Genomic DNA, 13,208 nt, shown 5'->3' with positions numbered 1-13,208 from the left:
GGCAATGGAATTCGCGTTTTACATATGTGCCCTTGTGGCAATACTCGCCACCTTACGGGTTATCACGCACACCAATCCGGTACACGCGCTGCTGTATCTGATCATTTCGCTGCTGGCGATTTCGGGCGTGTTCTTTTCGCTGGGCGCTTACTTTGCCGGTGCGCTGGAAATCATCGTCTACGCGGGTGCCATCATGGTGCTGTTCGTGTTCGTGGTGATGATGCTCAACCTTGGCGGCTCCGAGATCGAACAGGAGCGCCAGTGGCTGAAACCGCAGGTATGGATCGGTCCGGGCCTGTTGTCCGCCGTGCTGCTGGCGGTACTGGTTTACGCCATCATGAGCGTCAACGATCAGGGTATCGACGGTACGCCGGTGTTTGCCAAAGAAGTGGGGATTACGCTGTTTGGTCCTTACGTTCTGGCGGTGGAGCTGGCTTCTATGCTGCTGCTGGCGGGCCTGGTTGTCGCCTTCCACGTTGGGCGTGAAGATCGCCCTGGCGAAGTGCTGAGCAATCGCGCAGATGACCGTGCGAAAAGAAAATCGGAGGAGCACGCATGATCCCCTTACAACACGGGCTGATCCTCGCGGCCATATTGTTTGTGCTTGGGCTGACGGGCCTGGTGATCCGTCGCAATCTGCTGTTTATGCTGATTGGACTGGAAATCATGATTAATGCTGCCGCGCTGGCGTTTGTCGTCGCGGGGAGCTACTGGGGGCAGACGGACGGGCAGGTGATGTACATCCTGGCTATCAGCCTGGCTGCCGCAGAAGCCAGTATTGGCCTGGCGCTGTTACTACAGCTCCATCGTCGCCGCCAGAATCTGAATATCGATTCAGTAAGTGAGATGCGTGGATGAACCTCCTTTGGTTAACCATTTTTCTGCCATTGATTGGCTATGTATTGCTGGCGTTCTCGCGCGGACGCTGGTCTGAGAATTTATCTGCGACCATCGGTATGGGCTCTGTGGGCCTGGCCGCGCTGGTCACGGCGTATGTGGGTATCGATTTCCTGAACAGCGGCCGCGAGCCGTTCGTTCAGCCGCTCTGGACCTGGATGGCGGTCGGTGATTTCAACATCGGCTTCAACCTGGTGCTGGACGGGCTGTCGCTCACCATGCTGTCGGTGGTGACCGGCGTCGGTTTCCTGATCCATATGTTCGCTTCCTGGTACATGCGTGGTGAAGAGGGTTATTCGCGCTTCTTCGCGTACACCAACCTGTTTATCGCCAGCATGGTGGTTCTGGTGCTGGCCGACAACCTGCTGTTGATGTATCTCGGCTGGGAAGGCGTGGGCCTGTGCTCTTACCTGCTGATCGGCTTCTACTACACCGATCCGAAAAACGGTGCGGCGGCGATGAAAGCCTTCGTGGTAACCCGTGTCGGTGACGTGTTCCTCGCGTTCGCGCTGTTCATTCTTTACAACGAACTGGGCACCCTGAACTTCCGCGAGATGGTAGAGCTGGCTCCGCAGCACTTCGCTGACGGCAACACCATGATCCAGTGGGCGACGTTGATGCTGCTGGGCGGCGCGGTGGGTAAATCGGCGCAGCTGCCGTTGCAGACCTGGCTTGCGGACGCGATGGCTGGCCCGACGCCGGTCTCCGCGCTGATCCACGCCGCAACCATGGTTACCGCGGGCGTCTACCTGATCGCCCGTACTCATGGCCTGTTCCTGCTGACGCCGGAAGTGCTGCATCTGGTGGGTATCGTGGGTGCGGTCACCCTGGTGCTGGCAGGTTTTGCGGCGCTGGTGCAGACCGACATCAAACGCGTACTTGCTTACTCCACCATGAGCCAGATTGGCTACATGTTCCTGGCGCTGGGCGTGCAGGCGTGGGATGCGGCGATTTTCCACCTGATGACCCACGCGTTCTTTAAAGCGCTGCTGTTCCTGTCGTCCGGTTCGGTGATCCTGGCCTGCCACCACGAACAGAACATCTTCAAAATGGGCGGTCTGCGTAAGTCGATTCCGCTGGTCTACGTCTGCTTCCTGGTAGGCGGCGCGGCGCTGGCGGCGTTGCCGATGATTACCGCAGGCTTCTTCAGTAAGGACGAAATTCTGGCGGGTGCCATGGCTAACGGTCATATCAATCTGATGATCGCCGGTCTGGCGGGGGCGTTTATGACCTCGCTGTATACCTTCCGTATGATTTTCATCGTGTTCCACGGCAAAGAGCAAATTCACGCTCACGCAGGGAAGGGGATTACCCATCACCTGCCGCTGATCGTACTGCTGGTTCTGTCGACCTTCATCGGCGCGCTGATTGTGCCGCCGTTGCAGGGCGTACTGCCGGATACCACCGAGCTTGAGCATGGCCGTATGCTGACCCTGGAAATCGCTTCCGGCGTGGTCGCTATCGCGGGCATCGTGATCGCCGCGTGGCTGTGGCTGGGCAAACGCACGCTGGTGACATCCATCGCCAACAGCGCGCCGGGCCGTCTGCTGGGCACCTGGTGGTATAACGCCTGGGGCTTTGACTGGCTGTACGACATGATCTTCGTAAAACCGTTCCTCGGTATCGCCTGGCTGATTAAGCGCGATCCGCTGAACGCCCTGATGAACACCCCGGCGGTGCTGTCGCGCTTCGCAGGTAAAGGCCTGCTGTTTAGCGAAAACGGCTACCTGCGCTGGTACGTGGCGTCAATGAGCATCGGCGCGGTCGTGGTTCTCGGCCTGCTGATGGTGTTGCGTTGATTGATAAGTGAATTTTAAAAGAATTCGTTGAAAATCAGGCCCTTTCTGAGGGCCTTAAAAAGGAATGCAAATCGCCATGTTACTACCCTGGCTAATACTGATTCCCTTTATCGGCGGCTTTCTGTGCTGGCAGACCGAACGCTTCGGCGTGAAGGTTCCGCGCTGGATCGCGCTGATCACAATGGGACTGACGCTGGCGCTCTCTTTGCAATTGTGGTTGCAGGGCGGGTACGGATTAACGCAAGCAGCGGGCCTGCCGCAGTGGCAGTCTGAGTTTGTGATGCAATGGATCCCCCGCTTCGGGATCACCATTCACCTGGCAATCGACGGCCTTTCACTGCTGATGGTGGTGTTGACCGGTCTGCTGGGCGTGCTGGCTGTGCTCTGTTCCTGGAACGAGATCGAGAAATATCAGGGCTTCTTTCACCTTAACCTGATGTGGATCCTGGGCGGCGTTATCGGTGTGTTCCTTGCCATCGATATGTTCCTGTTCTTCTTCTTCTGGGAAATGATGCTGGTGCCGATGTACTTCCTCATCGCGCTGTGGGGGCATAAAGCCTCTGACGGGAAAACGCGTATCACGGCGGCCACCAAATTCTTCATCTACACCCAGGCAAGCGGCCTGGTGATGCTGATTGCCATTCTGTCGCTGGTGTTTGTGCACTACAACGCCACCGACGTCTGGACCTTCAACTATGAGCAACTGCTGAAAACGCCGATGTCTCATAACGTTGAATGGTTGCTGATGCTTGGTTTCTTCATCGCCTTCGCAGTAAAAATGCCGGTAGTGCCGCTGCACGGTTGGTTACCGGATGCGCACTCCCAGGCGCCGACGGCGGGTTCTGTCGACCTGGCGGGGATTTTGCTGAAAACCGCGGCCTATGGTCTGCTGCGCTTCTCGCTGCCGCTGTTCCCGAACGCCTCTGCGGAGTTTGCCCCTATTGCCATGTGGCTGGGCGTGATCGGTATTTTCTACGGCGCGTGGATGGCTTTTACCCAATACGACATCAAACGCCTGATCGCTTACACCTCCGTTTCCCATATGGGCTTCGTGCTGATCGCCATCTACACCGGCAGCCAGCTCGCTTACCAGGGCGCAGTGATCCAGATGATCGCTCACGGCTTGTCGGCGGCGGGTCTGTTTATTATCTGCGGCCAGCTGTATGAGCGTCTGCACACCCGTGATATGCGGATGATGGGCGGCCTGTGGAGCAAAATTAAGTGGCTGCCTGCGCTGTCGATGTTCTTCGCGGTGGCGACGCTGGGTATGCCGGGCACCGGTAACTTCGTCGGTGAATTCATGATCCTGTTCGGCAGCTTCCAGGTTGTGCCGGTGATCACCGTGATTTCTACCTTCGGTCTGGTGTTTGCGTCGGTTTACTCGCTGGCGATGCTGCATCGCGCTTACTTCGGTAAAGCGAAAAGCCAGTTGAGCAACCAGGATCTGCCAGGGATGTCACTGCGCGAGCTGTTTATTATTCTGTTGCTGGTAGCGCTGTTGGTGCTGCTTGGCTTCTATCCGCAGCCGATTCTGGATACCTCGCATTCTGCTATGGGCAACATCCAGCAGTGGTTTGTTAATTCTGTTTCTACTACAAGGCCGTAATTCGCCATGACAATAACTCCACAACAACTGATCGCGCTGCTACCGCTGCTCGTCGTGGGCTTTACGGTAGTGGTGGTGATGCTCTCCATTGCGTGGCGACGCAACCACTTTGTGAATGCCACAATCTCGGTGGTCGGCCTTAACGCCGCGTTAATCTCCCTCTGGTTTGTCGGCCAGGCGGGGGCGATGGACGTCACGCCGCTGATGCGCGTTGACGGCTACGCCATGTTCTACACCGGCCTGGTGCTGTTGGCGAGCCTCGCCACCTGTACCTTCGCTTACCCGTGGTTAGAGGGCTATTACGACAACAAAGAAGAGTTCTATCTTCTGGTGTTGATCGCGGCGCTGGGCGGCATTCTGCTGGCTAACGCCAACCACCTGGCCTCGCTGTTCCTGGGTATCGAGCTGATCTCCCTGCCGCTGTTTGGCCTGATCGGCTATGCATATCGCCAGAAACGTTCGCTGGAAGCCAGTATCAAGTACACCATTCTGTCGGCGGCGGCCTCATCGTTCCTGCTGTTCGGTATGGCGCTGGTGTATGCGGAGTCCGGCAGCCTGTCGTTTGTCAGCCTCGGCAAGAGCCTGGCGGACAATATGCTGCACGAGCCGCTGTTGCTGGCGGGCCTGGGGATGATGATCGTCGGTCTGGGCTTCAAACTCTCTCTGGTGCCGTTCCACCTGTGGACGCCGGATGTGTATCAGGGCGCGCCTGCGCCGGTCTCCACCTTCCTGGCGACCGCCAGCAAAATCGCCATCTTCAGCGTGGTGATGCGTCTGTTCCTGTACGCGCCGGTGGGCGACAGCGAAGCGATTCGCGTGGTGCTGGGTATTATCGCGTTCGTGTCGATTATCTTCGGTAACCTGATGGCGCTCAGCCAGACCAACATTAAACGTCTGCTGGGTTACTCTTCCATCTCTCACCTGGGCTATCTGCTGGTGGCGCTGATTGCGCTGCAAAGCGGCCAGATGTCGATGGAAACCGTGGGCGTGTATCTGGCCGGTTACCTGTTCAGCAGCCTCGGCGCGTTCGGCGTGGTGAGCCTGATGTCCAGCCCGTACCGTGGCCCGGACGCCGACTCGCTGTACTCCTACCGTGGCCTGTTCTGGCACCGTCCGATCCTGTCGGCGGTGATGACGGTGATGATGCTGTCGCTGGCGGGTATCCCGATGACGCTGGGCTTTATCGGTAAATTCTACGTGCTGGCGGTCGGTGTGCAGGATAGCCTGTGGTGGCTGGTTGCCGCCGTGGTGGTGGGTTCTGCGATTGGTCTTTACTACTACCTGCGCGTAGCGGTGAGCCTGTACCTGAACGCGCCGCAGCAGTTGAACCGCGATGCGCCGTCTAACTGGCAGTACAGCGCAGGCGGTATCGTGGTGCTGATCTCCGCACTGCTGGTGCTGGTGCTGGGCGTATGGCCGCAGCCGCTGATTAGCCTGGTACAGTTAGCCGAACCGCTGATGTAACAGCTAATGACCTGAACGAAACCGCCACTTGTTGGCGGTTTTTTTATGGGTGCAGTATTTCAGATTCAGTTGGGTGGGAAGGGCAAGTATTAAGCGATAGGGTTAACCGTCGAAAACAAAGGAGTGTTTATGTTTAGCAAAGCAGTGAAATTGACAGTGGTGATGGGATTACTGGCGGCAGGATGCAGTAACCCTCATTATCCGCATCAGGCAAGTTATGAATTACGGGGACGCGCAGCACCCGCGCCGATAGCTAATACCGCGCGCTACGAACACTACGATGACAACCCAGTTAAACAGGTTAGTCAACAGCCGCTGGCGACGTTCAGTCTGGATGTGGATACCGGCAGCTATGCCAATGTACGGCGTTTCCTGAATGACGGCATTTACCCGCCAGAAGATGCGGTACGCGTGGAAGAGATGATGAATTATTTCCCCGCAGAGGCGAAGCCCATTTCCGACAAAAGCCACAATAGCCAGCCCTTTGTGGTTGATTATGAACTGGCCCCTGCGCCCTGGAACCGCGAACGCACGCTGCTGCGGGTGAATATTCAGGCGAAAGACATCAAAACCGCCGAACTGCCCCCCGCCAACTTAGTGTTCCTGGTGGATGTGTCCGGGTCGATGGATGAACCGGCCAAACTGCCGCTGCTCCAATCCTCGTTGAAACTGCTGGTCGACGAATTACGCGACCAGGATCGCGTGGCGATTGTCACTTATTCCGGAGAAGAGCGTGTGGCGCTGCCTTCGACCTCCGGCAGTGACAAATCAACCATTCGCCATGCTATTGAGGGGCTGAATGCCAGCGGCGCGACCAGCGGCGAAGCGGGTATTCGCCTGGCTTATCAGCAGGCGGAAAAAGGGTTTATTAAAAACGGTGTGAACCGAATTTTACTGGCCACCGACGGCGATTTTAACGTCGGGATCAGCGATACCAAACAACTTGAAGCCCTGATTAAACAAAAGCGCGACACCGGCATTACGCTCTCGACCCTTGGCGTAGGTAGCGATAATTTCAACGAAGCCATGATGGTCAAAGTCGCCGATGTGGGTAACGGCAACTACAGCTACCTCGATTCGCTGTCCGAAGCGAAAAAGGTGCTTAATGATGAAATGCACCAAACGCTGATCACCGTCGCGAAAGATGTCAAAGCGCAAATTGAATTCAATCCACAGCGTGTGATTGAGTATCGTCAGATTGGTTATGAAAAACGCCAGTTGCGGGATGAAGATTTCAATAATGACGCGGTAGACGCCGGGGATATCGGCGCCGGTAAACGCGTTACCGTCCTGTTTGAGCTGACGTTAGCCGGACAGAAACCGTCAGTTAACCCGCTGCGTTACGGTAAGCAAAATCCGGCGCAAGGAAAATCCGATGAGCTTGCGTTTATTAATCTGCGCTGGAAAGCCCCGCAAGGCGGCGATAGCCAGTTAATGAGCGAACCGGTGACGGCGGCACGGCTTAGTACCGCGTTTGACTCCGCGTCACAGGAGATGCGTTTCCAGAGCGCTGTGGCAGCCTGGGGGCAGAAACTGCGTGGTTCCAGCTACCTTGCCGCCACTTCCTGGGAGCAAATCGCCCAATGGGCAAGCGCGGCGCGCGGCGAAGACACTAACGGATACCGGGCTGAATTTATCCAGTTGGTAAAACTGTCCGGGAAACTGGAAAAATAGTGTTGATAGCCATAACCGCCACTTGTTGGCGGTTTTTTTTATATCTGTACCGTCAAAAAATCTGCTGCGGCGAGGGTGTCAGGGAAGATTTCCCGGCACTCGCGCAGTAGCGCATCGCAGCCTGTCTCGTCATAACGCGAACTGAAATGCGTAATCACTAATCGCCCGACGCCTGCGGCTTTGGCGACTTCGGCGGCCTGTACCGTGGTCGAATGCCCCCGGCTGTTGGCTTTTTCCGCCATCGCGGCTTCCAGGGTAGTTTCATGGACCATCAAATCCACACCCTGCGCCAGCGCGACGGCGTCAGGCGTCGGCCCGGTATCGCCGAAAATCGCCAGGGTTTTGCCTTTCTGCATAGGGCCTAAATAGTCCTGGCCGTGGATGACGCGACCATCTTCAAGCGTGACGGTTTCGCCACGCTTAAGGTGCTGAAAATGCGGGCCTGGCATAACGCCTTCCGCCTTTAAGCGTGCGGCATTGAGCGCGCCGGGTTTGTCGTGCTGCTCGATGCGGTAGCCATAGCATTCCACCGGATGGGTGAGGGGATACGCCGTTACGCGGAATTCGGCGTCGCAAAACACCTCGCCCGCGGTAATCTCAACAATCTCCAGCGGAAACCCGGTCCAGGAGCCGCTGAGCTGCAACGCCATTTCAATAAACTGCCGTATGCCCTGCGGGCCATACACCGTCAGCGGGTTTTCATTGCCCGCCATCGAGCGGCTGCATAACAGCCCCGGCAGGCCAAAAATATGGTCGCCGTGCAGGTGGGTGATAAAAATCTTGCTGAGCTTGCCGGGATTAAACGCCGTATGCAGCATTTGATGCTGGGTGCCCTCGCCGCAGTCAAACAGCCAGTACTGCGGTTGGTTATTCATCGGGTTAAATACCATCGACGTCACATTGCGGGTTTTGCAGGGCACGCCTGCTGAGGTGCCTAAAAATGTCAATTCCATCCCGCGTTTTCCTTATGAATGTTTTACTATCAGAACGACCATTATGCACCATACAGGAGCGCTCTATGATTCACTGGCAAGATCTTCACCATTCAGAATTCGATGTCCCAACGCTGTATGCGGTATTGCAACTGCGTTGTGCGGTGTTTGTGGTTGAGCAAACCTGCGCCTATCAGGATATCGACGGTGACGATCTGGTGGGAGAGAACCGCCATATTCTGGGCTGGCACGACGGCAGGCTGGTGGCTTATGCGAGGATTCTGAAAAGCGATAATGATTTTGAGCCGGTAGTGATTGGCCGGGTGATTGTCGACGCCAGCCTGCGCGGCGAAAAACTTGGCCAGCAGTTGATGAGCCAAACGCTCGCCTCATGCCTACATCACTGGCCTGACAAGGCATTGTACCTTGGCGCGCAGGCGCATTTACAGGCGTTTTATCAGCGCTTTGGCTTTGCGCCGGTCACCGAGGTGTACGATGAAGACGGCATTCCCCATATTGGAATGGCAAGAGAATAAGCGGCAAAAAGCGCTTCCCTTGTCTATATTTAGCTGACGTATGTTAAATCCTGATGGAGAGAAGCGATGACTCAGAATAACGAACAGTTCAATACCCGGATTGATGATGATTTGTCACTGCTTAGCGAAACGCTTGAAGAAGTACTGCGCTCGTCGGGCGATCCGGCGGATCAGAAATACATCGAACTAAAAGCCCGTGCCGAGCAGGCACTCCATGATGTTAAGGCTCGCGTGTCCAACGCGTCCGATAATTATTACTATCGGGCCAAAAAAGCGGTGTATCGTGCCGACGATTACGTTCATGAGCAGCCGTGGAAAGGTATCGGTATTGGCGCTGCCGCCGGTCTGGTGCTGGGTATCCTGCTGGCCCGCCGCTAAACGCGGCTACCTCACCCCTGATGCAGGGGTGAGGCGATATCCCCCAATGAGTGTAATTTTGTTTACCCACCAGACCACGTATAATGCGGGGTTTTTCAGGGAAACGAGGTACACGTGCATTCCATCTCCACCGCGTTGCAGCAAATCGCGCAACAATTGCGCGCAGAATTTCCTGTCTCCCCCGGTGTACGGCGCTTCGCTGTACCGGTCTCCCTGAATCAAACTGACCCGCTCGCCTGGCTTGCCAGCCAGCCGGTTTACCCGCAGTTTTACTGGCAGCAGCGTAACGGCGACGAAGAGGTCGCGGCGCTGGGCGCGAGCCGCCATTTTTCTACCTTCGATGCCGCCCAGGCGTTCCTGGCAAACCAGTCCGACCCCGCGCTGCGGATTTGGGGTTTAAACGCCTTTGATACCGAGCGCAGCGCCCTGTTTCTGCCGCGCCTGGAATGGCGGCGACACGGCGGCGGCGTGACCCTGGCGCTGACGGTGTGTAGCGACCATTCGCTGGCCGACGACGCCCGCGCCGCGCTGGCGTTTATTGATGCGCTTACTCCCGGCCAACCGCTGCCCACCGCACCGCTTGATTGCATAGGCGAACGCCATTTCCCCGATCGTGCAGGCTGGACCCAATTGATCAACCAGGCGACAGACGCCATCGCAGCGGGGCAGTTTGAGAAAGTGGTTGCCGCCCGCGCCAGCGACCTGCAATTTTCATCGCCGGTGAGCGCGGCGGCGTTTATGGCGGCCAGCCGCCGCGTCAATCTTCACTGCTATCACTACTTTATGGCGTTTGCGCCGGACGATGCCTTTTTAGGCTCCAGCCCGGAGCGCTTATGGCGGCGCATCGACAGCGCCTTACGTACCGAAGCGCTGGCGGGCACCGTGGCGAATCATCCCGACGAAGCGAAGGCCCAGGCGCTGGGCGACTGGCTGATGAAAGACGATAAAAACCAGCGGGAAAACATGCTGGTGGTCGAAGATATCTGCCAGCGCCTGCAAAACGCCGTCAGTTCGCTGGACGTTCTGCCGCCGCAAATCGTCAGGCTGCGCAAAGTGCAGCACCTGCGCCGCTGCATCTGGACCGAACTGCACCAGCCCGACGACAGCCTTTGCCTGCACCAGCTTCAGCCCACGGCGGCGGTGGCGGGCCTGCCGCGTGAACCGGCGCGCCGGTTTATCGCTACCCATGAATCCTTTGTCCGCGAGTGGTACGCCGGTTCCGCGGGTTATCTCTCGTTAAAACAGACTGAATTTTGTGTCGCCCTGCGCTGCGCCCGGGTGACTCAACAGACGGTGCGGCTGTATGCGGGCGCGGGTATTGTCGCGGGCTCGCAGCCTGAGGAAGAGTGGCAGGAGATCACCAATAAAGCGGCGGGTTTACGCACTTTACTGGTGAGCTAACGCCAGAATCCCGACTCATATCAAAACAGTGAATGTCGCGCGCTTTATAATGGAGCGGCAAAATTGATACCGGACAACTTATGTCAACTAGTACTTTCAACCGCCGCTGGGCGACGGTGATCCTCGAAGCATTAACCCGCCACGGCGTGCGCCATATTTGCATTGCGCCTGGCTCGCGTTCGACGCCGTTGACGCTGGCGGCGGCGGATAATCGCAACCTGATTCACCATACCCATTTTGACGAACGTGGATTAGGGCATCTGGCCCTTGGGCTTGCCAAAGCCAGCGGCGAGCCGGTCGCCGTGATCGTCACGTCCGGCACGGCGGTCGCCAATCTCTATCCGGCGGTGATTGAGGCCGGGTTGACTGGCGAAAAGTTAATCCTGCTCACCGCCGACCGCCCGCCGGAACTGATTGACTGCGGGGCCAACCAGGCGATCCGCCAGCAAGGTATTTTTTCTTCCCATCCCACCGCGGCGCTGGATTTACCCAAGCCCAGCCCGGAGACGCCCGCTAAATGGCTGGTGTCGTCCATTGATTTGCTGTTAGGGCAGCAGCGCGGCGGCGCATTACATATCAACTGCCCGTTTGCCGAGCCGCTGTACGGCGAGCTGGACGATACCGGCCTCGCCTGGCAGGAGTCGCTGGGCGACTGGTGGCAGGGCGCCCAACCCTGGCTGCTGGCGGCAGAAGATCACCATGCGGCGCTGCAACACGACTGGGGCGCATGGCGGCGTAAAAAAGGCGTCATCATTGCCGGGCGGATGTCGCCGCAGGAGGGCAAACAGTTGGCGGCCTGGGCGCAAACCCTCGGCTGGCCGCTGATTAGCGACGTGCTGTCGCAAACCGGGCAGCCGCTGCCCTGCGCCGATTTATGGCTGGCGAATCCCCGCGCCCAGGCGTTATTGGCGCAAGCCCAGATCGTTATCCAGTTCGGCAGCAGCCTGACCGGCAAACGCTTACTGCAATGGCAGGCTAACTGCCAGCCGCAGGAGTTCTGGCTGGTGGACTCGCTGATCGGGCGGCTCGATCCGGCCCATCACCGCGGGCGTCGGTTAACGGCGCGCATCAGCGAATGGCTGGAACGTCACCCCGCTGAGCAGCGCGTGCCCTGGGCTGAAGAATTAACCGCGCTGTCGCAAACCGCCTGGGAACTGACGGACGCCGCCACCCAGCCATTTGGCGAAGCGCAACTGGCCCATCGCCTGCCAGCGCTGTTGCCGGAAAACGGTCAGCTTTTCGTCGGCAACAGCCTGGTGGTGCGTCTGGTGGACGCGCTGGCGCAGATGCCCCAGGGCTATCCGGTGCTGAGCAATCGCGGAGCCAGTGGCATCGACGGGCTGATTTCTACCGCCGCCGGGGTGCAGCGCGGCACTGCGCGCCCGACGCTGGCTATCGTCGGGGATCTCTCGGCGCTGTACGATTTAAACGCCCTGGCGCTGTTGCGCCACGTGTCTGCGCCGCTGGTGCTGATTGTGGTGAACAACAACGGCGGGCAAATCTTCTCGCTGCTGCCCACGCCGGTGAGCGAGCGCGAGCGCTTCTACTGCATGCCGCAAAACGTGTCGTTTAAGCACGGCGCGGCGATGTTTGGCCTTGAGTACCGCAACCCAACCACATGGGAAGCGCTACAAACCGTCGTAAGCGAAGGCTGGCAGCAGCCTCATACCACCGTGGTGGAGATTAACGTGCCCTCAACCGACGGGACGCACACTCTGCAAAACCTGCTGGCGGCGGTCAGCCAGGCATGATCCTGAATGCCACCGCGCGTCCCGGTAACGCCGCCTCGCTGCCCTGGTTAATCTGGCTGCACGGTTTTCTCGGCAGCCAGCAGGAGTGGCAGCAGGTGGCCGAACAGTTCAGCGATTACCCGCAGTTGTTTATCGATTTGCCGGGCCACGGCGGCAGCGCCGATGTGCGCGTCGCCAGTTTCGAGGAGACCTGCGCGCTGCTCGACGCCACCCTGGCGCATCATGCCGTCACGCAATACTGGCTGATCGGCTACTCGCTGGGCGGGCGCATCGCCATGCACTACGCCTGTGGTAAACCGCGCCACGGGTTGCTGGGGCTGATTGTCGAAGGCAGCCATCCGGGACTGACTGACCCGCAGGAGCGCGAGGCGCGCATCGCCTCGGACAGCCATTGGGCCAGCAAATTTCGTGAAGCGCCCCTCGAACAGGTGCTGAATGCCTGGTATCAGCAGCCGGTTTTTGCCAACCTCAGCGCTACGGCGCGCGCCGAACTGGTCGCGCTGCGGCGGCGTAACCATCCGCAGGCGCTGGCCGCGATGCTGGAGGCTACCTCCCTGGGCCGCCAGGCGGATTTACGCGGCCAACTCAGCCGGTTGCCGCACCCCTTTATCTATTTCTGCGGCGAGCAGGACAGCAAGTTTCGTGGCATCGCCACAACGCTTAACGTGCCCTGCCGCCTGATTACGGCTGCGGGCCATAACGCCCATCGCGAAGCGCCGCTGGCCTTTGCGCAAAGCCTGTCGCCACTTTTGCCTCAACCAGACTAAGGA

At 58.3% G+C, this 13,208-nt stretch carries 12 protein-coding genes; 11 read left to right on the top strand and 1 reads right to left on the bottom strand.

The window, feature by feature from the left end; genetic code table 11:
* The first annotated feature begins 4 nt into the window (after positions 1-4).
* The 6 genes from nuoJ (at position 5) to FHW74_RS04250 (ending at position 7,440) form a co-directional block, all read left to right on the top strand.
* The gene (gene nuoJ / locus FHW74_RS04275; RefSeq protein ID WP_183169298.1) at positions 5-559 is read left to right on the top strand and encodes an NADH-quinone oxidoreductase subunit J; all 555 of its coding nucleotides are present in this window, start codon (positions 5-7) and stop codon (positions 557-559) included.
* Positions 556-858, top strand: a complete 303-nt coding sequence (gene nuoK, locus FHW74_RS04270; RefSeq protein WP_002463445.1) for an NADH-quinone oxidoreductase subunit NuoK — start codon at positions 556-558, stop codon at positions 856-858. The genes nuoJ and nuoK overlap by 4 nt, the downstream gene beginning before the upstream one ends.
* Positions 855-2,696, top strand: coding sequence for an NADH-quinone oxidoreductase subunit L (gene nuoL, locus FHW74_RS04265; protein WP_183169297.1), 1,842 nt, complete (start codon positions 855-857; stop codon positions 2,694-2,696). Before nuoK ends, nuoL begins: the two co-directional genes overlap by 4 nt.
* Before the next feature lie 76 nt (positions 2,697-2,772).
* A complete protein-coding gene (gene nuoM / locus FHW74_RS04260) occupies positions 2,773-4,302 on the top strand; it encodes an NADH-quinone oxidoreductase subunit M (RefSeq protein WP_183169296.1) in 1,530 nt (509 codons plus the stop codon).
* Between the two features lie 6 nt (positions 4,303-4,308).
* Positions 4,309-5,766 (top strand): NADH-quinone oxidoreductase subunit NuoN, encoded by a 1,458-nt coding sequence (gene nuoN / locus FHW74_RS04255; RefSeq protein ID WP_144130274.1) that lies wholly within the window; start codon positions 4,309-4,311, stop codon positions 5,764-5,766.
* A gap of 162 nt (positions 5,767-5,928) precedes the next feature.
* Positions 5,929-7,440, top strand: coding sequence for a von Willebrand factor type A domain-containing protein (locus FHW74_RS04250; RefSeq protein WP_370527965.1), 1,512 nt, complete (start codon positions 5,929-5,931; stop codon positions 7,438-7,440).
* A gap of 38 nt (positions 7,441-7,478) precedes the next feature.
* On the opposite strand, the gene rnz is transcribed toward FHW74_RS04250, so the two are convergent.
* Entirely contained in the window at positions 7,479-8,393 is a 915-nt protein-coding gene (gene rnz, locus FHW74_RS04245) for a ribonuclease Z (protein WP_183169294.1), read from the bottom strand.
* Positions 8,394-8,458: 65 nt separating this feature from the next.
* Between rnz and FHW74_RS04240 the strand changes: the two genes are divergently transcribed.
* The 5 genes from FHW74_RS04240 (at position 8,459) to menH (ending at position 13,205) form a co-directional block, all read left to right on the top strand.
* Positions 8,459-8,908: a GNAT family N-acetyltransferase gene (locus FHW74_RS04240; protein WP_183169293.1), complete on the top strand. Its 450-nt coding sequence runs from the start codon at positions 8,459-8,461 to the stop codon at positions 8,906-8,908.
* A 66-nt stretch (positions 8,909-8,974) separates the two neighbouring features.
* Positions 8,975-9,286 (top strand): stress response protein ElaB, encoded by a 312-nt coding sequence (gene elaB, locus FHW74_RS04235; protein WP_183169292.1) that lies wholly within the window; start codon positions 8,975-8,977, stop codon positions 9,284-9,286.
* 114 nt (positions 9,287-9,400) lie between these two features.
* A complete protein-coding gene (gene menF / locus FHW74_RS04230) occupies positions 9,401-10,687 on the top strand; it encodes an isochorismate synthase MenF (RefSeq protein ID WP_183169291.1) in 1,287 nt (428 codons plus the stop codon).
* 80 nt (positions 10,688-10,767) lie between these two features.
* Complete coding sequence (gene menD / locus FHW74_RS04225; protein WP_183169290.1) at positions 10,768-12,438, top strand: 2-succinyl-5-enolpyruvyl-6-hydroxy-3-cyclohexene-1-carboxylic-acid synthase; 1,671 nt, start codon at positions 10,768-10,770, stop codon at positions 12,436-12,438.
* Entirely contained in the window at positions 12,435-13,205 is a 771-nt protein-coding gene (gene menH, locus FHW74_RS04220) for a 2-succinyl-6-hydroxy-2,4-cyclohexadiene-1-carboxylate synthase (RefSeq protein ID WP_183169289.1), read from the top strand. The genes menD and menH overlap by 4 nt, the downstream gene beginning before the upstream one ends.
* Positions 13,206-13,208 lie beyond the last annotated feature (3 nt).

Source organism: Atlantibacter sp. RC6, from assembly GCF_014193285.1.
GTDB lineage: Bacteria > Pseudomonadota > Gammaproteobacteria > Enterobacterales > Enterobacteriaceae > Atlantibacter.
The sequence above is the reverse complement of the archived record's forward strand: the minus strand, read 5'-3'. Positions and strand labels throughout refer to the sequence as shown.

What these genes read in the sequence shown, in the direction of transcription:
- elaB (WP_183169292.1), top strand. Translation starts at nt 8,975, where the DNA reads ATGACTCAGAATAACGAACAGTTCAATACCCGGATTGATGATGATTTG.
- menD (WP_183169290.1), top strand. Translation starts at nt 10,768, where the DNA reads ATGTCAACTAGTACTTTCAACCGCCGCTGGGCGACGGTGATCCTCGAA.
- nuoN (WP_144130274.1), top strand. Translation starts at nt 4,309, where the DNA reads ATGACAATAACTCCACAACAACTGATCGCGCTGCTACCGCTGCTCGTC.
- nuoJ (WP_183169298.1), top strand. Translation starts at nt 5, where the DNA reads ATGGAATTCGCGTTTTACATATGTGCCCTTGTGGCAATACTCGCCACC.
- FHW74_RS04250 (WP_370527965.1), top strand. Translation starts at nt 5,929, where the DNA reads ATGGGATTACTGGCGGCAGGATGCAGTAACCCTCATTATCCGCATCAG.
- rnz (WP_183169294.1), bottom strand. Translation starts at nt 8,393, where the DNA reads ATGGAATTGACATTTTTAGGCACCTCAGCAGGCGTGCCCTGCAAAACC.
- nuoL (WP_183169297.1), top strand. Translation starts at nt 855, where the DNA reads ATGAACCTCCTTTGGTTAACCATTTTTCTGCCATTGATTGGCTATGTA.
- menH (WP_183169289.1), top strand. Translation starts at nt 12,435, where the DNA reads ATGATCCTGAATGCCACCGCGCGTCCCGGTAACGCCGCCTCGCTGCCC.
- nuoM (WP_183169296.1), top strand. Translation starts at nt 2,773, where the DNA reads ATGTTACTACCCTGGCTAATACTGATTCCCTTTATCGGCGGCTTTCTG.
- FHW74_RS04240 (WP_183169293.1), top strand. Translation starts at nt 8,459, where the DNA reads ATGATTCACTGGCAAGATCTTCACCATTCAGAATTCGATGTCCCAACG.
- nuoK (WP_002463445.1), top strand. Translation starts at nt 556, where the DNA reads ATGATCCCCTTACAACACGGGCTGATCCTCGCGGCCATATTGTTTGTG.